The following is a 22,034-nucleotide window of genomic DNA, read 5'->3' as shown; positions in this document are numbered from 1 at the left end:
TCACGATGAAGACGACGCACACTTTCGACTACGTGGTCGTCGGCGGCGGGTCCGCCGGCGCTGCAGTCGCCGCCCGACTGAGTGAGGACCCGTCCGTGACGGTGGGTCTGCTGGAGGCGGGTCCCTCGGATACCGACGAGCAGGTCGTGCTGCAGCTGAACCGTTGGATGGAGTTGCTCGAATCGGGCTTCGACTGGGACTACCCGATCGAGCCGCAGGAGAACGGCAACTCCTTCATGCGCCATGCGCGCGCCAAGGTGCTGGGCGGATGCTCCTCACACAACTCGTGCATCGCCTTCTGGGCGCCGCGCGAAGACCTCGATGAGTGGGCGTCGGTGCACGGCGCGACTGGTTGGGAGTCGGAGAAGACCTTCCCGCTCTACAAGAAGCTCGAGACAAACGAGCTGCAGGGCGAGCTTCACGGCCACGACGGCCCGGTGCATCTGATGAATGTGCCCGCGGTCGACCCGTGCGGCATCGCGCTGCTGGATGCCTGCGAGCAGGCCGGCATCCCGCGTGTGCAGTTCAACACCGGCGAGACGGTCATCAACGGCGCGAACTTCTTCCAGGTGAACCGTCAAGCCGACGGCACTCGCGCATCTTCTTCGGTGTCGTACCTGCATCCGATCCTCGACCGCGAGAACCTGACGATCCTCACCGGACAGCATGTCAAGGAGCTCACCTTCGATCACGCTGGCGCCTGCACCGGCGTGATCAGCGTTGACAATCCCTTCGCACGCCCATCGCACATCGCGGCCACCCGCGAAGTGATCGTCTCGGCCGGTGCGATCAACACCCCACAACTGCTCATGCTCTCCGGAATCGGCCCGGCAGACCACCTGCGCGAGGTCGGGATCGAGGTGCGCGTGGACTCCCCCGGCGTCGGTTCGAATCTCGCCGATCACCCCGAGGGCGTCGTGCAGTGGGAATCGAAGAAGCAAATGCCTCGTGAGTCGACGCAGTGGTGGGAGATCGGGATCTTCACGCCCACCGAGGAGGGCCTTGACCGCCCCGATCTGATGATGCACTACGGCTCAGTCCCCTTCGACATGCACACCTATCGCGCCGGCTATCCCACGGCCGAAGAGATGATCTGTCTGACACCGAACGTGACGCACGCTCGCTCGCGCGGCACGGTGCGGCTGCGATCGATCGACTACCGCGACAAGCCGAAGGTGGATCCGCGCTACTTCACCGACCCCGAGGGCCACGACATGCGGGTGATGATCGACGGCATCCGCAAGGCGCGCCAGATCGTCGCGCAGCCTGCGATGGCCGAATGGGCAGGGCGAGAGCTGGCGCCTGGTGCGGATGCTGTCACGGACGAGGACCTGGCCGCATACATCCGCGCCACGCACAACACCGTCTACCACCCGGTGGGCACCGTTCGGATGGGGCCGGTCGAGGATGAGATGTCGCCCCTTGACCCGCAACTGCGCGTCAAGGGTGTGACCGGACTACGCGTGGTGGACGCCTCGGCGATGCCGGAGATCACCACGGTCAACCCCAATATCACGGTGATGATGATGGGCGAGAAGTGCGCGGAGATGATTCGCTCCGGCAGCTGAGGCGCTGTTGCCCCCGTCCCGTTACGGATGTCGGAGCCTGTTACGCCTGTCGGAGGTTCTGCTGATTTTCCTCCGACATGTGTAACACCCTCCGACGAACGTGTCAGGCGCTGCGCACGGCGGCGGCAAGCTCCGCAGGTGCGCCGCGGAAGGGCGCGCCATGGCCGGGCAGGATCCAGGATGCCGGAACCTGCGCCAGAGCGTCGAGAGAGGCCAGCGCCTGTGCCGGATCATCCGTGAACGGCGCCGGCTGCGGGCCCTGCTGGCCAGTGAGCACGTGCCGGGTAGTGAGGGCGTCGCCCACGAAGACGGCATCCACCGCCGGAATGTGGACGGCGATGCTCCCGGGCGAATGCCCCGGCATCCCGACCACGACCGGGGAGCCTGGCAGGTCGAGCACCGCACCGTCGGCGATCTCCGTCACCTCCTGCACGTACCGCGTTCGCATCGCGTTCTTGCGCATCCCGTAGGCCAGGAAACCCAGCATCGGCCCCAGGCGCGCGGGCCCCATCGGGGTCTTCGGCTTCTCGCCCGTGCGCGTGCGGACGGCATCCGCCGCGTGCACGTACACCGGCACGCCTACCTCCTGCCGCAGTCGCTCGGCGAAGTCGATGTGATCGCTGTCGCCATGAGTGAGGATGAGCCCGCGGATGTCGGAGAGCGGCCGGCCGATCGCCTGGAGTTCCTTCTGCAGATCGTGCCAATGCCCGGGCAGACCGGCGTCGATGAGCGTGATCCCCTCCGGCATATCGACCAGGTACGACGCGACGATGTCATTGCCCAGCCGGTGCAGGTGCGGTGCGAGCTTCATGGTCGCGTCCTTTCTCCGCCATCCGCGTGGCGCTTGTCATGGCTACAGTACGTAGCTATGATGGCTAATGTCAATACCCATGGAGGTTCGGATGCCGACACCGGAACGCACGTCCTATCCAGCGATCATCGCAGCGGGTCGAGAGATCCTCGAAGAGAGCGGCCTGGCCGGCCTGACGATGCAGGCCGTCGCCACGCGCGTCGGGGTGCGCGCACCGTCGCTCTACAAACGGGTGAAGGATCGGGATGCGCTGATCGCCGCCGTCGCCGAGGCCGTGGTGGACGAGCTCACCGTACGCCTAGAGAATGCGGGCGATGACCTCGCATCCCTCGCGCTGGTCTATCGCGCGCACGCCTTCGCGCATCCGGAGGGGTTCCGCCTGATGTTCACGGCCTTCGCTCCGCTGGCCTCACTCGATCGGGCTGCCGCCCCCGTCATCCGCGCCGCATCCGCGCTCGTCGGCGAGGCTGAAGCCCTCGATGCCGCCCGTCTGTTCACGGCCTGGGCCACCGGATTTCTCCAGATGGAGCTGTCCGGGGCGTTCCGCCTGGGTGGCGACGTAAATCAGGCATTCGACTATGGCCTGCGCAGCATCATCGCGGGCCTACGGCGCCCGTCCGGGGCATCCTGACCGTCACGCCTGTCGGAGGTTGTTACACCTGACGGAGGTTTCAGCCGAATTCCTCCTGCATCTGAAACAACCTCCGACGATCGCAACGCGCGGAAACCAGCCGTCGTCGACTGCCGAGCCCGTTTCCTGCCACACTGATCCGTGGAAGGGGTTCCATGATCACGCTCACGCACGCCGAGGCAGACGACGCCGCCAATTCGAAGAAGCCGCATCGACGGTGGTGGAAGACGAGGATCACTCTCGGAATCATCGTCGCCATCGCAGTGGTGGTGGCGATCGTCGGGGCGATCACTCCCTGGCCGTCCGCCATGGTCATCCGTGCCGTCTTCACGCAGGGCGGCGACGCCACCGCTGCCGAGATGGAAAAATACGTCCCGGACACAGAGCTCACGGAGACTCTCGACGTCTCCTACGGCACGGACGGCGTCGATACGACGATGGATGTCTTCACACCGGCATCTGCCACCGGCCCCCTGCCGACCATCGTCTGGATCCACGGCGGCGCCTGGATCTCCGGGTCCAAGGAGAACGTCGCCCCGTACATGCGCATCCTCGCCGCCGAGGGCTACACGACCATCGCCGTGAACTACACGCTCGGGCCCGAGGGTGTCTATCCGAAGGCCGTGCACCAGGTGAACGAGGCTCTCGGATATATCAACGACCACGCCGATGAGCTGAACGTCGATGCATCCCAGATCGTCCTCGCCGGCGACTCCGCGGGCAGCCAACTGGCCAGCCAGATGGCGACGCTCGTCACGAGCGAGGACTATGCCGAGATCATGGGCATCACCCCCACGCTGGAGGCCAATCAGGTCGTCGCGACCGTGCTGAACTGCGGGGTCTACGACCTCGCCGCCCTCGCCGCCCTCGACGGCGTCGTCGGCTGGGGCCTGAAGTCCTCGATGTGGGCGTACGCGGGCAAGAAGACCTGGGCAGAGGGATCCACCGGGGCGACGATGTCGACCGTGAACTGGGTCACCGAGGACTTCCCGACCACCTACATCTCCGGCGGTAACGGCGATGCGCTCACCTGGCTGCAGTCGATTCCGATGGCGCAGCGCCTGGATGAGCTCGGGGTCAACGTGACGACCCTGTTCTGGCCAGCACCCCACGAGCCCGCTCTTCCGCACGAGTACCAGTTCCACCTGGACATGCCCGACGCCCAGACCGCCCTCCAAAAAACCCTCGCCTTCCTGGCTGCCCACACCACCCCCTAACCCCCTAATCCCGCTTGCGAGTGGCCAATTGTGGCTCGACTTTTGCGAAATTCAGAGCCACAACTGAACACTCGGAAGATGGGAGGATGGGGGGAATTGGCGTAACGTTCAAAGCATCATGGGCAATGAAAACGAACGGGCGCTGGAAGACAGCATCGTCACAGACCTGAGCGGACGGATGACCTACGGGTCGTATCTGGGGTTGGACACGCTGCTCGCCGCGCAGCATCCGGTCAGCAGACCTGAGCACCACGACGAGATGCTGTTCATCATTCAGCATCAGACGACCGAGCTGTGGCTGAAGCAGCTGCTGCACGAGCTGTCCTCCGCGCGCGATCTGCTGGCGAGCGACGATCTGCGCGAGGCGCTCAAGCGGGTCGCGCGCGTCAAGCGCATCCAGGACGTCATGACCCAGCAGTGGTCGGTGCTGGCCACCCTCACTCCCACCGAGTACGCGCAGTTCCGCGGCGCGCTGGGAAACTCGTCCGGCTTCCAGTCGGTGCAGTACCGCGCGGTCGAGTTCGCCCTCGGCAACAAGAACGAACGGATGCTGCAGGTCTTCCGCGACCATCCGGCAAACCTGGCCCTGCTGACGACCGAGTTCGAACGGCCGACGCTGTACGACGAGTTTCTGCGTTACGCCTCCCGCCGAGGCATCCCGATCCCCGTCGAGATCCTCGAGCGCGATGTGCGCGATCCGTACCGTCCGCACGAGTCGCTCGTGCCCGCCATCCGGGAGATCTATGAGAACCCGCAGACGCACTGGGACCTCTACGAAGCGTGCGAAGATCTCGTCGATCTGGAGGACAACTTCCAGTTCTGGCGTTTCCGCCATCTGAAGACGGTCACCCGCACTATCGGGATGAAGCCCGGCACGGGCGGGTCGAGCGGGGTCGGATTCCTGCAGCGCGCGCTGGAGCTGACCTTCTTCCCCGAGCTGTACACGGTGCGCACCACGATCGGCGCGTGATGAAGGCGGTCAGGTACTTCGACGGGCAGGCTCTGCGCGAAGGAACGCTGACGATGGATGCCGGGAACATCACTCTGCACCCCGCCGCCGCACTGCCCGGCACACCGCGACTCGACGGCATCATCACGGGCCGGTTCACCGATCATCACGTGCATCTGCAGCTCATCGATCCGCGCCCACTCGCTTCGAGCAGGCTAGGCCGAGTCATCGACCTGGGCGCGAACATCGACGTCGTGCGCGAGCTGTCCAGCGGACCCGACCTCCACGGCGTGCAGTGCGCATACGCCGGGCCTTTCCTCACCGCGGTCGGCGGCTATCCGGCCGATCGGGACTGGGCTCCGGAGGGTGCGGTTCACCAGGTGCAGGATGCCACGGATGCCGCCGCCGTGATCGGCGCACTGGCCACAGCGGGCGCGAGCTGGATCAAGGTCGTCGGCAACAGCGACGCGGGTCCGGTGCTGGATGATGAGCTGTTCCGCGCAGTGGTTCACGAAGCCGCCGCGCACAACCTTCCTGTTGTGGCGCATGCCGAGGGCGCCGGTCAGGCGCAGCGCGTCGCACGCCTGGGCGCATCCCGCCTCGCGCACGCGCCGTTCTCCGAGCGGCTCACCGATGCAGAGATCGCCACGCAGGCGGCATCCGTCTCGTGGATCTCGACGATGGCGATCCACTCCGACTCGGCATACGCCGACGTCGTCGACAACGTCCGTCGATTCGCCGCGGCTGGTGGCGAGATCATCTACGGCAGCGATATGGGCAACGGCCCCACTCCCGTCGATCTGCGGGATGCCGAGATCGAGGCTCTGCACGAAGCGGGTGTCGACGGACTTGCCCTGCTGACAGCGCTCGCACCGCTCGACCCATTCGCTGACGCCCCTCTCCTGCTTCTGCCGGCGAACGCCGATCCGCGTCTCGCCCGCCCGCTCACCTCAGCCGACCTGGAGGCTTGATATGACCGATCTCCTCGCCGAAGCCCGGGATCTTGACGCCCGCGATCCGCTCACGCGTCATCTCGACGCATTCATCGAAGCACCCGGTGTCACGGCATATTTGGATGGCAATTCGCTCGGCCGGCCGTTGCGCGAGACGCCCGAGCGCATCGCGCGGTTCATCCGTGACGACTGGGGCACGCGGCTCATCCGGTCCTGGGACGAGCAGTGGATGGACCTTCCCACCGAACTCGGCGACCGAATCGGCCGGATCTGCCTCGGCGCCGCGGCCGACCAGACCGTCGTCGCCGATTCGACCACGGTGCTGCTGTACAAGCTCATGCGGGCAGGGGTCGCAGCACGCCCCGATCGCGGTGAGATCCTGATCGAAGAGGGCAACTTTCCCACCGACCGTTTCATCGCCGAGGGGGTTGCCGCGGAGCGCGGGCTTACGCTGCGCTGGCTGGCAGTCGACCCCGTGCACGGGGTGCAGGTCGCGGATGTCGCCGCAGCGGTCACCGATCAGACCGCGCTGGTCGTGCTCAGCCATGTCGATTACCGCTCCGGTGCGCTGGCCGACATGGCGGCGATCACGGATGCCGTGCACGCAGCGGGCGCGCTGATGCTGTGGGATCTGTGCCACTCGGTCGGAGCCGTCGAGGTCGATCTCGATGCCTGCGATGTCGACCTGGCGGTCGGTTGCACCTACAAGTATCTGAACGGCGGTCCGGGCTCTCCCGCCTTCGCCTATGTCAACGCACGCCATCACGGCACGCTGCGCCAGCCCATCCAGGGGTGGATGGGCGCGGGTGACGTCTTCGCGATGGGATCCGCGTATGCGCCGGCTGCCGGCATCCGTCAGTTCATCAGCGGCACGCCTCCCGTGCTCGGGATGCTGGCCATGCAGGGAATGCTCGATCTGATCGAGGAGGCGGGGATGGATGCTGTCCGCATGAAGTCCGTCTCACTCACTGACCTCGCCGTTCGCGCTGTCGATGAGGAGCTCGCTCCCCTCGGCGTGCGGCTGCTGAGCCCGCGGGATGCCGCACTGCGCGGTGGACATGTGACGATCGGGCATGAGCGGTCGGCCGAGGTGACCCAGGCGCTGTGGGCCGACGGGGTCATCCCCGACTTCCGGTTCCCCGATGGCATCCGGCTCGGACTGTCACCGCTGAGCACCTCGCACGTCGAAACGGTGACCGGCGTGCTGGCGGTGCGCGACCAGCTGCTGTGACCGGGTGACGACGCCCGCGATCTAAGCTGGGAGCGATGACTACCGACGACGCCTCCGGCAGCTGCGGCCCCGGCTGCACCTGCGGCGCCCCTGCCCGTGACCAGTTTTTGACGCTTGGGGCGACGGTGTCGGCATCCGCGGCCACGCACTCGGGCGGACAGCATCCGATCGAGCAAGTCGCCATCCCCGCCGGCACGTTCCTGATGGGCGATTCCTCCGGCGACCGTAACCCGGGTGATGGGGAGACGCCGCTGCATGAGGTGACGCTCCCGGCTTTCTCGATCGATGCGACCACGGTCACCAATGACGCCTTCGCGGCGTTCGTCGAATCGACCGGCTACCTGACCGAGGCTGAGACTTTCGGTTTCTCAGCGGTGTTCCACCTGGCTCTGGCGGCGCAGCCGGACGATGTCCTCGGACAGCCCCCCGGAACGCCGTGGTGGCTGGGCGTGCGCGGCGCCGACTGGGCGCATCCGGGTGGGGCTGACTCGAACATCGACGGACTCGGCGATCACCCGGTCGTGCACGTGAGCTGGAACGACGCGGTCGCTTACTGCGAGTGGGCAGAACGACGTCTGCCCACCGAAGCCGAGTGGGAATATGCCTCGCGCGGCGGGCTGGCTGCGAAGAAGTATCCCTGGGGCGACGATGAGGTGGATGCCGGCGGCTGGCGCGCGAACATCTTCCAGGGCTCGTTCCCCCGAGAGAACACCCTCGAGGACGGATTCCTCACCACGGCTCCGGTGCGTACCTTCGAGCCGAATGGCTACGGCGTCTGGCAGACCGTGGGCAACGTGTGGGAGTGGTGTTCGGACTGGTACGACCCGGGCTTCTACGCCGCGTCACCGGCGTCGTCTCCCACCGGTCCCGCGGCGGGGCAGCAGCGTCTCCTGCGCGGCGGCAGCTACCTGTGCCACATCTCGTACTGCAACCGCTACCGCAACTCCGCCCGCTCGCAGAACACCCCGGACTCATCGATGGGGAACGCGGGCTTTCGAACCGTGGCGCTCGGCTGAATCCGGCCGCCCCGCGTCAGCCGACTACAGCGCGCAGGAACGCCCGCACGTTTTCGCCGAGCTTCACGATCCGGGCGTCTCGCGCCCCCTCGCGGTCGAAGCCCTCGTACGCGAGCGACGGCAACAGGCGCACATTGTGCGAGCACCCGAACTCGGCGCAGACCAGCGTGCCGACGGCATCGCCCTTACGGCCGGCTGCGCCCGCCTTGCGAGCGGAGTACAGCTGCACGTCGTTGCGGAGCATCACGTCCTCGCACCACGAGCACTGAGTACGAGCGATCACACGCTGCTCGGCCCGCTGCAGCAGGGCACCGGTGAGCACGCCGTCGACCTCGGTGACGACATAGGCGCGTCGAACGAACTTCGCATCGGACCAGCCGAGGAAGTCGAGTCGGTCGAAGTCGATCTGCTCGAAAGATGGCGGCAGCGTGAGGGATGAGACCTCTTTGCGAGAGGCGTTGATGAAGGATGCGCGGATCTCGCGCTCGTCGATGGGACGCATGAGTGGAGGTGCTTTCTGAGGTGGGTTTCGGCCGGCATCCGTTCGATGGATGCCGCGTATGACGAATCACCGGCGACGGGAGTTCCGTCTCCGGCTGATGGTCAGCCCCTGCCGCCGGCGCGCAACGCGCCTGCGACCACCTTCCGCGCCCGCGGGGCGCTCACTGTGAACAGCACCCGGCGAGTTTACTCTTCGTTCCGGGTGCTGTCACTGCCCTGAGCACTCAGCGAACGAGCGGCGCGATCTCGTAGCGGTGCGGCGTGCCGAAACGGTGCGCCGAGATCGACACGGCCTGTTCCCGCAGGAACGGCAGCAGTTCGATCCGCCCAGCAGACAGAACCGGCCCGGTGTACACCGCAACCGCGGGCGAGCCGCCGGTGTGAGCTGTAACGGATGCCGCAGCCGCTCCCACGAGCCTGATGCGCCCGCCGTCCGCAGCCAGACGTGCGGCACGCGCACCCCAGGATGCCTCGTCCTCAACAGCAACGCCGACGCTGGACTTCGACAGCCACGAAGCGACAGTTGCCGGAAGCGCCACCGCCGTGCTGACGCTCAGGCGCGACCCTGTGCGGATACCGGCGGCGATCACACGAATCGCTTCGGCGGCACTGGCCTGCTCGAGACGGATCGTGACCGGCACGACGTCGTAGCGCAGCGCGTTGTGCTCGGTGACCAGGCCGGTCGCGTCGCGCACGGCGCCGAACTCGTCGCGCCAGGCGGCAACATCGGTCGATAGCGCCCCCTGCAGCCAGGCGGCATCAGCATCAGCATCCGCAGCCTTCAGCGCCGCGAGCGCAGCACGCGAGAGAGCATCCGTCGGAGCGTCCGCCGCCACCGGGGCATCCTCCCAATTAGACAGCCCGATCAGGTAGCTCGGACCACCGGCCTTGGTTCCCGCGCCGACAGCGGCCTTCTTCCACCCACCGAACGGCTGACGCTGCACGATCGCACCTGTGATCCCCCGGTTCACGTACAGGTTTCCTGCCTGCACGGATGCAAGCCACTGTGCGACCTCATCCTCGTCGAGCGAGTGCAGCCCCGAGGTGAGCCCGTAGTCGATCGCGTTGACCATCGCCGTGGCCTCATCAAGGGTCTTGGCTGTCATGATGCCCAGCACCGGGCCGAAGTACTCGGTCAGGTGGAAGGGCGAGCCCGCGGCGACACCCTCACGGATGCCCGGACGCCACATCTTGCCATCCTGATCAAGCTTCTCGGGCTCGATGACCCACTTCTCACCCGGCTCGAGCGTGGTGAGCGCGTGCAGCAGCTTTCCTTCTGCCGGGCCGATGAGCGGTCCGATGCGGCTGGGCCCCTCCCACGGCTGACCGACCTGGTACGAGCCGACCGCGTCGATCAGCTGGCGGCGGAACCGCTCACTGCGCGCGACCGATCCGACCAGGATCACCAGCGATGCAGCCGAGCACTTCTGCCCGGCGTGACCGAATGCGGAGTATGCGACATCCTTGGCCGCGAGGTCGAGATCCGCGTGCGGAGTCACGATGATCGCGTTCTTCCCGCTCGTCTCGGCGAGCAGCGGCAGGTCGGGGCGGAAGCTGCGGAACAGCTCGGCCGTCTCGTAACCACCGGTCAGGATCACGCGCTCCACGGCGGGGTCGCTGATCAGCTGCTGGCCGAGCTCCCGACCGCCCAACTGCACGTACTGCAGCACATCGCGCGGAACACCCGCCTCCCACAGCGCCTCAATCATGACCGCACCGGAACGGCGAGCCTGACGGGCCGGCTTGATGATCACCGGGGACCCGGCGGCGAGCGCTGCCATGGTCGAGCCGGCGGGAATCGCGACCGGGAAGTTCCACGGCGGTGTGACCACCGTGAGGCCGACGGGCTTGTGCGTCGCGCCCGCAATGCTCTCAGCGCGCTTGGCGCTCTCGGCGTAGTAGTGGGCGAAGTCGATGGCCTCGGAGACCTCGGGATCTCCCTGTTCGAGCACCTTGCCACACTCGGATCCCATAACTTCGAGCAGGTCGCCACGACGAGCTTCGAGGATGTCACCCGCGCGGTGCAGAATCTCGGCACGGCCGGCGGCACCGAGCGCGCGCCAGGCTTCGCCTGCTGCGGTCGCGGTGGCGATCACCTGATCGAGCGATGCGGAATCCGACAGTGTGTGCGTGCGCACCGTCTCGTTACCGAGTTCGGACGCCTCCATGCGCGAGCGGATGCTGTCGCCCCAGGCGCGGTTCGCAGCCAGGCTCGGGTCGGTGTCCGGGGCGTTCGTGAACCCTTCGACCGCTGAAGGTTCGGCGTCGGCACCCCGGTTCTGCGTGCGGTTCGGTGCTGGCACCTCTTCGGGCATCGAGGCGATCGAGGCGAGGAATCGGTCGCGCTCTCGGGCGAACAGCGCCGGCTCGTCGTCGAGCTCAAACACGGCCGACATGAAGTTCTCGGTGGATGCCCCCTCCTCCAGACGCCGGATCAGATAGGCGATCGCCACGTCGAACTCGGTCGGGTGCACGACCGGCGTGTACAGCAGCAGCGATCCGACGGTGCGGCGAACGACCGTCGCCTGCGCGGTCGCCATGCCCAGCAGCATCTCGAACTCGATGCCATCGGTAGCCTTGCGCTGATTCGCCAGCAGCCAGGCCAGGGCGATGTCGAACAGGTTGTGTCCGGCGATGCCGATGCGCACGTTCTTTACGTGCTCCGGACGCAGTGCGTAATCGAGCACGGCCTTGTACGAGGCATCCGATGCCTCTTTGCTGTGCCAGGTCGCCAGCGGCCAGCCGTGGGTTTCAGCATCCACCTGCTCCATCGGCAGGTTCGCGCCCTTCACGACGCGCACCTTGATGGGAGCACCGCCGGCGGCCACGCGAGCAGCCGACCATTCCTGCAGGCGGATCATCGCGCCCAGGGCATCGGGCAGGTAGGCCTGCAGGACGATGCCGGCCTCGAGCGAGCGGAATTCTTCCCGATCGAGGATCGCGGTGAACACGGCGATCGTGAGATCGAGGTCCTTGTACTCCTCCATGTCGAGGTTGATGAACTTCTTCGAACGCGTCGAGCCGGCACCGGTCGCACCGTTGGCGAGGCGGAACAGCGGCACAAGCGCGTCGGCGGCGTGCGCCACGGCCTCATCGAACGCCCACGGCGTGTGCGGGGCGACGGTGGAGGACACCTTGATCGACACGTAGTCGACGTCATCGCGCCGCAGCAGGCGCTCGGTTCCGGCGAGACGGCGGTCGGCCTCCTCTTCGCCGAGGATCGCCTCCCCGAGCAGGTTGATGTTCAGGTGCACGCCCTCGTCGGCGCGGATGCGACTGATCGCCTTGCCGAGTTTGGCGTCGGTGGCATCGACGATGAGGTGGCGGACCATGCCGCGCAGCACCCGACGACTGATCGGCACGACGATGCCGGGGAATGCCGGAGCCAGCGCCCCACCCAGGCGGATGAGACCGCGCAGCGGCAGCGGGAGGAAGCGGGGCGTGAGCGGCACGATCTCGCGCAGATTGTGGGCGGCGACAGTGAGGTCCTCGGGGCGCACGACACCGTCGACGAATCCGACGGTGAAGTCGAGGCCGTTCGGGTCGCTGAGCACACCGGCGAGCCGCTGGGCGGCCGTGTCGCTGGGGACTTCCCGGCTCTCGATGAGCCACTGCTGCACGAGCGCGACGGCGTCGTCGGCGAGAGCGGCGAGATCGTTGGTTTCGGCCAGTGCCGGAGACGACTGGGGCATCAGATTTCCTCACTCGAGAGCGGCAGCGCCGCAGTTTCCTCGTTTCAGTGTGCGGCCACACCACCTCTCGAGAAAAGCGCACGTTTACGATAGTGATTGTTCGCTTTTATCGAATGATTGCGAGGCCCTCTGTGTTTGAGCTGCGACGACTGCGTCTGTTGCACGAGCTTGCCCTGCGCGGCACCATCTCCGACGTGGCCACGGCGCTGGCCTACAGCCCATCGACGGTGTCGCAGCAGCTTGCCCAACTCGAGCGCGAGGCGGGAGTATCACTGCTCGAACCCGACGGTAGGCGTCTGCGGCTCACGGCGCAAGGGCGTCTGCTCGCAGCACACGCTGCCCGCGCGCTCGAGATGGACGAATCCGCTCGCGCGGAACTGTCATCGTCGGAGAACTTCCCGCAGCGGGTGCGGATCGCCGTGATGCCCACCGCTGCCGAGGCTCTCGTGCCACCGGCGCTGACATTGCTCGCCGAACGGATGCCAGAACTGCAGGTGTCGATGGTGGAGATGGCGCCGGAGGAAGGACTGTTCGAGCTGCAGGCGCGCACCTTCGACCTGGTCGTCGCCGAACAGTACTCCGGGTACACGCGTGAGCTGCGGGACGGAGTCGATCGCACACTGCTCGGCACGGACCCGGTGCGGCTGGCGGTGCCGCCAGGCTCCTCGGCTACCTCGCTGTCAGAGCTGAGCGAGCATGCCTGGGCCATGGAACCGCACGGTGCGGCAGTACGCCAGTGGGCCGTGCAGCAGTGCCGCACGGCCGGGTTCGAACCCGACGTCCGCTTCGAAGCGACGGATCTCATCGCCCATGCGCGGCTGGTTGCCGCCGGCCATGCCGCCGCAATGCTGCCGGATCTGGTGTGGACGGGCGATCGCGCATCGGTGCGGCTGCTGGATCTTCCCGGATCCCCCGTGCGCGAGATCTTCGCAGCGACCCGGTCCTCTTCACGCGACAATGCCGCAGTGTCCGCGGTGCTGGCGGCGCTGGCCGAGGCACTTGCCGCTCATGAGCAGATAATCTCGCGGATGCCGTTGCAGGCGTAGGCTCACAGCGTGCCGACATTCTCCGCACTTCAGCGTCTCGTCATCACGATCGCCGTGCTGGCATCCTTCGTGACGTTCCTCGACGGCACGGTCGTCACCGTCGCACTCCCCGCGATCAGCGATGAGCTCGGCGGCGGAATCACGACGCAGCAGTGGGTCGTGGATGCTTACCTCATCACCCTCAGCGCACTGATCCTGCTGGCAGGTTCATTGTCCGACGCCTACGGTCGCGTGCGCATCATGCGCATCGGTCTCATCGCGTTCGGCATCGCCTCCATCGCCGTTGCCGCAGCACCCGAACCTCTCACGCTCATCATCGCCCGCGCCCTGCAGGGGGCCGCCGGCGCGCTGCTCGTGCCCAGCTCACTCGCCCTGATCATGGCGACGATGCGCGGCGAACTGCAATCGCGCGCGATCGGAGTGTGGACCGCGTTCACCACCGGCGCCCAGCTCGCCGGCCCCCTGCTGGGCGGCCTGTTCGTCGATCTGCTCTCCTGGCGCTTCGTCTTCCTCATCAACGTCATCCCGATCGGCATCACGCTGGTCCTGCTCGCCCGCCTGCAGCTGCCCGATCATCCGCGCGATATCCGCGTGGACTGGTGGAGCGGGATGCTGTGCGCGGTCGGCCTCGGCGCGGTGGTATTCGCGCTCATCGAGCAACCCAACCTCGGGTGGACGTCACCGGCGATCTGGATTCCCGGAGCCGTCGGAGTCGTCCTGTTCGCCGTGTTCCTCCTGCGTCAACGCCGCTCCGCGGCTCCGCTGATGCCGCTGACGCTGTTCCGGGCCCGCAACTTCGCCTGGGGTAACCTCGCCACCCTGTTCATCTATGCCGCGCTCTCGCTCAACGGCTTCGTGGTCGGCGTCTACCTGCAGGAGGGCGCTGGGCTCAGCGCGACAGCCGCGGGTCTGGCCAGCCTGCCGATCACGATCCTGATGATCCTGCTCAGCTCGCAGGCCGGAGCCTGGGCGGGAAAGCTCGGACCCCGGCTGTTCATGACGATCGGCCCGCTGCTGATGGCTGCTGGAGCACTGCTTCTGCTCACCGTCACTGGGGACTTCAGCTACTGGTGGCAGGTGCTTCCCGCCATGATCGTCATGGGTCTCGGGCTCTCGTTGACCGTCGCTCCGCTGACCTCTGCGGTGCTCGGAGCGATCGATGAGCACCACTCCGGAATAGCATCCGCCGTCAACAACGCCATCTCCCGCGTCGCCGGGCTCATCGTGGTCGCGATGCTCTCCACGATCGTCGGCGGAGCGCTGGATCTGGGCGGATTCCACAACGCGGCCTGGGTGACGGCCGCGCTGATGACTGCCGGCGGGGTGCTGTCATTCATCGGTATTCGCCGAGCACCAGCCGTTCCCTTGGAGCCGACGGCGTAAGAACCTCGTCCAGAAAGGCGATGAGAGCGGCACCGGCATCCATCAGCGGCCCGTCGTTGACGATCTCGAGATCGACCCGCTCACCGGGCGCCGGATCGGCACGGTTGAGCCGAGCAAGCGCTTCGGCCGAGTTCTCCCGGCCCCGCGCGAGAATCCGCGCGCGGCGCACCTCATCCGGAACCGTCACGCGCACGGCGCGAACGTGCGGAAACTTCGCCGTGAGTTCGGCCAGCGCCGTTCGCGAAATGTTGACGACGGCGGTGGCGCCTGCGTGCACCGCCTGCGAAACGGATGCCGGGATGCCGTAGCGCAGCCCATGCGCCTCCCACCGCAGCACGAAAGCACCCGCACGCTCCAGCGCTGCGAACTCATCCGCGGAGACCGGCGCGTGATCCTCGCCCTCACCGGCGGGCCGCGTGATGACCCGCTGCGGAAAGATCACGGCGCCCTCGCCGGCGAAGTGGTCACGGGCGCAGTCGATCACCGCATCCTTGCCGGCGCCGCTGGGTCCGACCACGGCGACGAACACGCCGGTCATGCCACTCGCATCCCTTCACGCCAGACCCCGCGCACCACCGGTACCGGCGCCCCGGACGGGTGGTGCGGGGTCTGCGCCATTTCGTGCACGCGAACCCGGACGAGATCCGCACGCCGACCCACCTCGATGACGCCGCGGTCGTTCAAGCCGATCGCGCGCGCCGGGTTCGCACTCACCAGCGCGGACCCCTGCGGCACAGTCACCTCTCCGCTCGCGACCAGCGCGAACACCGCCTGCAGCGGGCTCGACGGCACATAGTCGCTGGAGAGGATGTCGAGCAGTCCGTGACGCAGCAGATCGGCGGCTGCGACGTTGCCGGAGTGCGAACCGCCGCGCACGATGTTCGGTGCCCCCATCACGACGAGCTGGCCCGCTTCTCGCGCCGCCCGGGCGGCTTCGACCGTCGTCGGAAACTCGGAGATCCGCACGCCGAGATCGGATGACTCGGCGACATGCGCCAGCGTCGCATCATCGTGCGCTGCCATCGTGATGCCGCGCGCCCTCGCCCGACGCGCCATCTCGCCCCGGTGCGTGTCCGCGTAGGCGGCGCTGCGCTCATGCAGAGTCGCGACGTGCGCGGTGAACTGCTCGTCCGAGAAGCTGTGCTTGCCGACCATGTAGGTGCGGAACGATTCGACATCGGCGTACTGACGCTGGCCCGGCGTGTGATCCATGAGCGACACGAGCCGCACCCGGTCGTCGTTGCCGATCCGCTCGAAGACGTCGACGACATCTGGCGTCGAGACCTCGCATCGCAGGTGCACCAGGTGATCCGCGCGCAGGAGCCCGGCATCGGCCGCGTGCACGATGGCGGCGACCAGGGTGTCTGCCTGGGCCGCCAGACCGGATTCATCCGGCCCCGCGCCGATGCGCAGCGCATCGAGCACCGTCGTCATTCCGGATGCCGCCATCTGAGCGTCGTGCGCGATCACCGCCGGGATCGGGTCCCAGAACCGCTTCGGTCGCGGCTGGAAGTGCCCCTCCACCTGGTCGGTGTGCAGCTCGACCAGCCCGGGCATCAGGTAGTCGCCGTCCATATCCTCGCCGGGTCCGTCGGTGCCTGTGAGGGCTCCATCCAGCGAGCTGTCGACGGGCACGATGTCGACGATTATGCCGTCGATCATTCGTACGGATCCGTGGATGACGTCGTCTTCGAGGACGATTCTCGCGTTGCGGAGAATGGTGTCGTTGGTCATGCGATCTCCTGGAAGGGGTGGATCGAGTGGATGCCGAATGGCGCTCCACGGTCAGGTTCGATGAACACGGCGAGCGCCGTGAGCGGGATGTCAGCGCCGGCGAACGCGGCGAAGTGTCCGGCGATCGCGTGATCGATGCCGGCCGCGCCGGCCGCATCCAGCGCATCGGTCAGGGTCAGATGAACACGGAACTCGTCGAGGGCGAACGGATAGCCGACCTCGTCGAGGATTTCGCGCTGCCGCGGAGTCAGCCGCTCCGGTCGGCGCCGGGCGATGTCATCCGCCGTGAGCGGTGCCCGGTACGGTTCGAATGTCCGCACGATGTCCTGGGCCAGAGCATCCACCTCTGCGGTGTCGCCGGTCGGCACGAGCGCGCGGAACGACCCGATCGTCAGCGGCTGCACAGCCGGCAGCACCACGGGGTGCCGGCCGGCAGCGAACGCCGACACCGCGGCTTCAAGGTCAGCGATCGTGACACCGTCCGCGAGCGCGAACGGTGCTTTGAGGGTGGCGTGGAACCCGTAGCGGCGGGCATCCGGGGTGATTTCCGGATGCTGCGCATACCAGTCTTCGACGGCTGCTCGCAGCTGCACGGCAACGGTCGGCGCCCCCGGGTCAAGCCCGGGGACGCCGTACACCGCGTACCGCGTCACGCGGCCACCAGCTCGCGCACGGGGGTGAAAGCCGCGACATCGACGATCTCGTTCGCGACGGCATCGCGCACATCATGATCGTGGAAGATCGCGAGGATCCCGGTTCCGGCGGCCAACCGCTCGCGGATCATCTCGATCACGACAGCGCGGTTGCGGGCATCGAGCGATGCCGTGGGCTCATCGAGCAGCATGAGCCCCCGGGTGGTGGCGAACCCGCGCGCGATGTTCACCCGCTGCTGCTCGCCGCCGGAGAAAGTGGCCGGCGGCAGCTCCCACAGCCGCCGCGGGATGCTGAGCCGTTCCAGCAGCTCGCCGGCGCGCTCCCGTGCGGCATCCCCCGATAGGCCACTCTCCATGAGCGGTTCGGCGACGACGTCGAGGGCGGCCACCCGCGGCACTGCACGAAGGAACTGGCTCACGTACCCCATCGATTCACGGCGTACCGCGATGACCTCGCGCGGCGCTGCGGCCGCCAGGTCCACCTGGCCATCACGGTGGCGGACAAGAATTCGGCCGCTGTCTGCGGCGTAGCTGCCGTAGACCATCTTCATGATGGTGCTCTTGCCTGCCCCGGATTCACCGCCCAGCACGACGCACTGCCCGATCGGGACCTCGAAAGAGACGTTGTGCAGCACGGGAACCTGGGAGTCCTGCAGGTGCAGGGTGAAGGTCTTGGCGACCGTCTCCAAGCGGAGGACGGTGCCGGCGGCAGAGGTGTCAGTCATGGTCATCCTTGCAAAATCGACGAGACGAGCAGCTGGGTGTAGGCGGCCTGGGGGTCATCGAGAACCCGGTCGGTGAGACCTGATTCGATGACGCCGCCGTCCTTCATCACGAGCGTGCGGTGGGAGATGAGGCGTGCGACGGCCAGGTCGTGCGTGACGATCACCACGGCAAGGCCCAGGTCGGCAACGAGTGAGCGGATGAGATCAAGCAGCCGGGCCTGCACCGATACGTCCAGCCCGCTGGTGGGCTCATCCATGAAGACGAGCTTCGGTCCGAACACCAGGTTTCGGGCGATCTGCACCCGCTGGCGCATGCCACCGGAGAACGTCGCCGGCGTCTCATCCATGCGCTCGCTGGGGATCTCGACGCGCTCCAGCCATTCGGCGGCCTGCGCGCGGATCGTGCCGTAGTGGCGTTCACCAGCGGCCATCAACGGCTCGCCCACGTTGCCGCCGGCTGAGACATGCATGCGCAGTCCGTCCGCAGCGTTCTGATGCACGAAACCCCACTCGGTGCGCCAGAGCCGGCGCACCTCGCTCTCCGACAGCGAGGAGAGTTCGACGAGGTCGTTGCCTGTGCTGGTGGCTGTGCTTGTGCTGGCGGCTGTGCTTGTGCGGTAGCGGATGGAGCCTTCATCGATGCTGAGGCGCTGTGACAGCATCCCGAGCAGTGTCGATTTCCCGGAGCCGGATTCGCCGACGACGGCGAGCACCTCCCCCGGCCACAGGTCGAAGTCGATGTCGCGGCATCCGAATCGGTCACCGTAGCGGTGACCGGCGCCGGTGACGCTGAGCAGGGGCTGTTCGGCGTTCATACCGAGATCTCTTCCTTCTGGGTCGCCTGTTCGGCTGGGGCATCCGCGAGCGTGGCGGCGGTGCGCTCGCAATAGTCGGTGTCACTGCAGACGAACATCGCGCCGCCCTCGTCGTCGATGATCACCTCGTCGAGGTAGACGCCCTCGGAACCGCAGATCTCGCAGGGATCCGAGAAGCGCTGCGGCTCGAAGGGGAAGTCCTCGAAGCCGAGCGATTCGACGTCGGTGTACGGCGGGATCGCATATATGCGCTTCTCCCGTCCCGCGCCGAACAGCTGCAGGGCGGGGCTCTGGTGCATCTTCGGGTTGTCGAAGCTCGGCGTCGGGGACGGCGCCATCACGTAGCGGCCGTTCACCATCACCGGGTAGTCGTAGGTCTTGGCGATGTGGCCGAAGCGGGCGATGTCCTCGTAGAGCTTGACGTACATCAGGCCGTACTCCTCGAGCGCATGCAGGCGCCGCGTCTCGGTTTCGCGCGGTTCGAGGAAGCGCAGCGGCTCAGGGATCGGCACCTGGTAAACGAGGATCTGTCCGTCTACGAGCGGCGTCTCCGGTATCCGGTGACGCGTCTGGATGATCGTGGCTTCATCGGTGCGCGTGGTTGCCCGGGCTCCGGCGACCTTCTCGAAGAACTGCCGGATCGACACCGCATTGGTCGTGTCATCCGCACCCTGATCGATGACCTTGAGCGTGTCGGGTTTTCCGATCACGGCGGCGGTGACCTGCACGCCACCGGTTCCCCAGCCGCGTGGCATCGGCACCTCACGCGAAGCGAATGGCACCTGGAACCCGGGGATGGCGACACCCTTCAGCAGCGCCCTACGCACGACGCGCTTGGTGTGCTCGTCGAGGTAGCCCTCGTTGTAGACGATGCGCGGTGCGCTCATGATGCGTCCTTTCCGGCGGCGTTGCGGCGTTGATCGAACTCGTCGTTCAGGCGGCGGATGAGTCCGAGCTCGGCCTGGAAATCGACGTAGTGCGGCAGCTTCAGGTGCTCGACGAATCCGGTGGCCTGCACGTTATCGCTGTGCGCGATCACGAATTCCTCATCCTGCGCCGGAGAGACCTCTCGTTCGCCGAATTCGTCCTTACGGAGGGCGCGGTCCACGAGCGACATCGACATGGCTTTGCGCTCGGCTCGTCCGAAGACGAGGCCGTAACCGCGGGTGAACTGCGGCGGCTGCTCGGCCGATCCCACGAACTGGTTCACCATCTGGCATTCGGTCACCTCGATGCGCCCGATCGGCACGTCGTGGCCGATCTCGGGGGCATCGAACGACACCTCGACCTCGCCGACGCGCACCTCGCCGACGAAGGGATGCGTGTTGCCGAAGCCGCGCTGTGTGGAATAGCCCAGCGACAGCAGGAAGCCCTCGTCGCCGCGGCTCAGCGCCTGAAGACGCTCGGCGCGAGACATCGGGAAGGTCGTGGGTTCGCGGGTGAGGTCTGCCGGCTCCGGATCTGTCCACCCGATAGCTGGGCGATCGGGTTCGATGAGCGCGCTCTTGCCGAGCAGATCGGTGACGCGCGGCATCGAGATGTCGATGTCGACATCAGGCTCGGGGATGGCTGGCGCCTCAAGATCGTCGGCGAGCAGGCGGTGGGTGTAGTCGAACGTCGCCCCCAGCTGCTGGCCGCCCGGGATGTCTTTGAACGTCGCCGAGACACGTCGCTCTGGCGGGAGCGATGCGGTGTCCACGGCGACCGTGGTGCCGAAGCGCGGGAGCGTCGTGCGGTAAGAGCGGATCAGCGTGACCGCCTCGAGCACATCGCCCTGTGCCTGCAGCAGGGCCTTCGCTGCCAGCTCGGGGTCGTAGAGCGACCCTTCAGCCATGACGCGGGAGATGAGCACTCCGAGCTGGTCCTGCACCTGGGTGTAGTCGATGCGCTCGGTCGTTCCCGCGCCGCGCTGTGCCAGCAGGGCGTGGGCGTTGGCGATCGCTTTCTCGCCGCCTTTGACTGCTACGTACATCAGCTCATCTCCTTCTGGACGTTGGAAGTCAGTGCAGTGGTGCGGGGAAGGCCGGTCACCTGGTCGACGTCCGCGAGAATCAGATCGACGCCGCGCGGGTATCGGCGTGTGTTGGCGGTCCAGGTTTCGAGGAAATCGGATGCTGGCAGGCCCCGGCCGTCCCAGGAGATCTGCCCGTTCACCCCGGGCCCGTCGACGAGGAACGAGCCGATCGGCTTCGCGTCGGAGGCATCGATGATGACGGTCGCGGATAGGTGCGGCTCTTCGTCGCTGCCCTGCGCCAGATCATCGATCGGCGGCACGGTCGACGGGCTGGATGCGACGCAGAACAGTGCCTCGCTCGCATCGTCCACGAGGCGTGCACCGGTGTGGAATCGGATCCACGCTTCGACGTCGCTGTTCTGCCGCAGCGCGTCATCGAGCCAGAGCGGAGTCTGCTCGTCGCAGAGGGCGAGTACCAGCGCTGCGGCCGTGGCGCTGAGTGGGGCCGGCGGCTGGACCGCGGCCCGCACATGCTGCGCGATGGTGGGCCGGGCGAGCGCCTCGAGCGTGGCGCGGAACACCTGCTGTGCGTCGTTCACCGGATCGGCGAATCCGGGGGCGTAGATGGCTGTGGTGTTCATTCGTCGTCCTCGTCGTCGTCGGCACCGAAGCCGTCGTTCTCCCGAGCGACGGTGAAGAAGTCCACGACGGTGGCACGGGCATTCTTCTGCGCCTGGTGATCGCGCAGCGCCTGTTCGCGTTCGAGGGGTTCGATGACCTCGGTCATTACGCGGTCGCGGGCAGCGGAATCCAGCATCCCGTCGAAGATCGCGGCGAGCGCCGCGTGTTCGGGGTGGCTGCCGAGCACGTAGGCGGTGCCCACGGTTTCGCTGCGGCCGTCGCGGACGGCAACCGTGGCGCGCGTCACGGTGGCTTCGCCGAGGTTGAACCGGTCGCCGGTGCCGCCGGTGCGCCCCTGAACCATGACGAGGCCCGACTCGGGGCCGCGCAGATACTCGATGGCAGGTCGGTCGGTCCAGGTGCGCCAGAGGTCCGCGAGCTGGGCTTCAGTGGAACCGACGAGCACGCGCGCTGTGCGGCGCCGCTCCTCGGGAACCGGTGCTGTGTTGTTCATGTCTCCACGCTCTAGCGCAG

Annotated in this window: 21 protein-coding genes; 9 read left to right on the top strand and 12 right to left on the bottom strand. The window is 67.0% G+C overall.

The genetic code is table 11. The features are described from left to right. Positions 1 to 5 precede the first annotated feature (5 nt). Positions 6 to 1,568, top strand: coding sequence for a GMC family oxidoreductase (locus tag ACW5CM_RS15450; protein ID WP_439256272.1), 1,563 nt, complete (start codon positions 6 to 8; stop codon positions 1,566 to 1,568). 103 nt (positions 1,569 to 1,671) lie between these two features. On the opposite strand, the gene ACW5CM_RS15445 is transcribed toward ACW5CM_RS15450, so the two are convergent. Beyond that, entirely contained in the window at positions 1,672 to 2,379 is a 708-nt protein-coding gene (locus ACW5CM_RS15445) for an MBL fold metallo-hydrolase (protein WP_457125544.1), read from the bottom strand. Positions 2,380 to 2,470: 91 nt separating this feature from the next. On the opposite strand from ACW5CM_RS15445, the gene ACW5CM_RS15440 reads away from it, so the two are divergent. The 6 genes from ACW5CM_RS15440 (at position 2,471) to ACW5CM_RS15415 (ending at position 8,376) form a co-directional block, all read left to right on the top strand. After that, positions 2,471 to 3,010 carry a TetR/AcrR family transcriptional regulator gene (locus ACW5CM_RS15440; protein ID WP_457125543.1) on the top strand — a complete coding sequence of 180 codons (540 nt, stop codon included), beginning with the start codon at positions 2,471 to 2,473 and terminating at the stop codon, positions 3,008 to 3,010. A gap of 155 nt (positions 3,011 to 3,165) precedes the next feature. Further along, on the top strand, positions 3,166 to 4,227 hold the full coding sequence (locus ACW5CM_RS15435) for an alpha/beta hydrolase (protein ID WP_457125542.1): 1,062 nt from the start codon (positions 3,166 to 3,168) through the stop codon (positions 4,225 to 4,227). 118 nt (positions 4,228 to 4,345) lie between these two features. Continuing rightward, positions 4,346 to 5,197, top strand: coding sequence for a tryptophan 2,3-dioxygenase (locus ACW5CM_RS15430; RefSeq protein WP_457125541.1), 852 nt, complete (start codon positions 4,346 to 4,348; stop codon positions 5,195 to 5,197). After that, positions 5,194 to 6,147, top strand: coding sequence for an amidohydrolase family protein (locus ACW5CM_RS15425; RefSeq protein WP_439256267.1), 954 nt, complete (start codon positions 5,194 to 5,196; stop codon positions 6,145 to 6,147). Before ACW5CM_RS15430 ends, ACW5CM_RS15425 begins: the two co-directional genes overlap by 4 nt. A 1-nt stretch (position 6,148) precedes the next feature. Continuing rightward, complete coding sequence (locus ACW5CM_RS15420) at positions 6,149 to 7,360, top strand: kynureninase (protein WP_439256266.1); 1,212 nt, start codon at positions 6,149 to 6,151, stop codon at positions 7,358 to 7,360. A gap of 35 nt (positions 7,361 to 7,395) precedes the next feature. Then, entirely contained in the window at positions 7,396 to 8,376 is a 981-nt protein-coding gene (locus tag ACW5CM_RS15415) for a formylglycine-generating enzyme family protein (protein WP_457125540.1), read from the top strand. 16 nt (positions 8,377 to 8,392) lie between these two features. On the opposite strand, the gene ACW5CM_RS15410 is transcribed toward ACW5CM_RS15415, so the two are convergent. Further along, a complete protein-coding gene (locus ACW5CM_RS15410; RefSeq protein ID WP_439256260.1) occupies positions 8,393 to 8,878 on the bottom strand; it encodes an FBP domain-containing protein in 486 nt (161 codons plus the stop codon). A gap of 223 nt (positions 8,879 to 9,101) precedes the next feature. Next, positions 9,102 to 12,569 (bottom strand): bifunctional proline dehydrogenase/L-glutamate gamma-semialdehyde dehydrogenase, encoded by a 3,468-nt coding sequence (locus ACW5CM_RS15405; protein WP_457125539.1) that lies wholly within the window; start codon positions 12,567 to 12,569, stop codon positions 9,102 to 9,104. Positions 12,570 to 12,700: 131 nt separating this feature from the next. Here ACW5CM_RS15405 and ACW5CM_RS15400 point away from each other — a divergent pair, with 131 nt between their 5' ends. Beyond that, complete coding sequence (locus ACW5CM_RS15400; protein WP_457125538.1) at positions 12,701 to 13,615, top strand: LysR family transcriptional regulator; 915 nt, start codon at positions 12,701 to 12,703, stop codon at positions 13,613 to 13,615. 9 nt (positions 13,616 to 13,624) lie between these two features. Further along, positions 13,625 to 14,998, top strand: coding sequence for an MFS transporter (locus tag ACW5CM_RS15395; protein WP_457125537.1), 1,374 nt, complete (start codon positions 13,625 to 13,627; stop codon positions 14,996 to 14,998). Here the strand turns inward: ACW5CM_RS15395 and phnN are convergent. The 9 genes from phnN to phnG are packed head-to-tail and all read right to left on the bottom strand — an operon-like array spanning position 14,949 to position 22,014. Further along, the gene (phnN, locus tag ACW5CM_RS15390; RefSeq protein ID WP_438254176.1) at positions 14,949 to 15,536 is read right to left on the bottom strand and encodes a phosphonate metabolism protein/1,5-bisphosphokinase (PRPP-forming) PhnN; all 588 of its coding nucleotides are present in this window, start codon (positions 15,534 to 15,536) and stop codon (positions 14,949 to 14,951) included. The genes ACW5CM_RS15395 and phnN overlap by 50 nt on opposite strands. Next, on the bottom strand, positions 15,533 to 16,732 hold the full coding sequence (locus ACW5CM_RS15385) for an alpha-D-ribose 1-methylphosphonate 5-triphosphate diphosphatase (RefSeq protein WP_457125536.1): 1,200 nt from the start codon (positions 16,730 to 16,732) through the stop codon (positions 15,533 to 15,535). The genes phnN and ACW5CM_RS15385 overlap by 4 nt, the downstream gene beginning before the upstream one ends. Next, entirely contained in the window at positions 16,729 to 17,385 is a 657-nt protein-coding gene (locus tag ACW5CM_RS15380; RefSeq protein ID WP_457125535.1) for a DUF1045 domain-containing protein, read from the bottom strand. The genes ACW5CM_RS15385 and ACW5CM_RS15380 overlap by 4 nt, the downstream gene beginning before the upstream one ends. Beyond that, positions 17,382 to 18,110, bottom strand: a complete 729-nt coding sequence (phnL, locus tag ACW5CM_RS15375) for a phosphonate C-P lyase system protein PhnL (protein WP_457125534.1) — start codon at positions 18,108 to 18,110, stop codon at positions 17,382 to 17,384. Before phnL ends, ACW5CM_RS15380 begins: the two co-directional genes overlap by 4 nt. A 2-nt stretch (positions 18,111 to 18,112) precedes the next feature. After that, positions 18,113 to 18,925: a phosphonate C-P lyase system protein PhnK gene (phnK, locus tag ACW5CM_RS15370; RefSeq protein WP_439256252.1), complete on the bottom strand. Its 813-nt coding sequence runs from the start codon at positions 18,923 to 18,925 to the stop codon at positions 18,113 to 18,115. After that, positions 18,922 to 19,812 carry an alpha-D-ribose 1-methylphosphonate 5-phosphate C-P-lyase PhnJ gene (locus ACW5CM_RS15365; RefSeq protein ID WP_457125533.1) on the bottom strand — a complete coding sequence of 297 codons (891 nt, stop codon included), beginning with the start codon at positions 19,810 to 19,812 and terminating at the stop codon, positions 18,922 to 18,924. The genes phnK and ACW5CM_RS15365 overlap by 4 nt, the downstream gene beginning before the upstream one ends. After that, the gene (locus ACW5CM_RS15360) at positions 19,809 to 20,897 is read right to left on the bottom strand and encodes a carbon-phosphorus lyase complex subunit (protein WP_457125532.1); all 1,089 of its coding nucleotides are present in this window, start codon (positions 20,895 to 20,897) and stop codon (positions 19,809 to 19,811) included. Before ACW5CM_RS15360 ends, ACW5CM_RS15365 begins: the two co-directional genes overlap by 4 nt. Continuing rightward, a complete protein-coding gene (gene phnH, locus ACW5CM_RS15355) occupies positions 20,897 to 21,520 on the bottom strand; it encodes a phosphonate C-P lyase system protein PhnH (protein ID WP_457125531.1) in 624 nt (207 codons plus the stop codon). Before phnH ends, ACW5CM_RS15360 begins: the two co-directional genes overlap by 1 nt. Beyond that, positions 21,517 to 22,014, bottom strand: a complete 498-nt coding sequence (gene phnG / locus ACW5CM_RS15350) for a phosphonate C-P lyase system protein PhnG (RefSeq protein ID WP_457125530.1) — start codon at positions 22,012 to 22,014, stop codon at positions 21,517 to 21,519. The genes phnH and phnG overlap by 4 nt, the downstream gene beginning before the upstream one ends. Positions 22,015 to 22,034: the final 20 nt, after the last annotated feature.

The organism is Microbacterium wangyouchuni (assembly GCF_054072595.1).
This window is presented reverse-complemented; position numbering and strand designations above follow the sequence as displayed.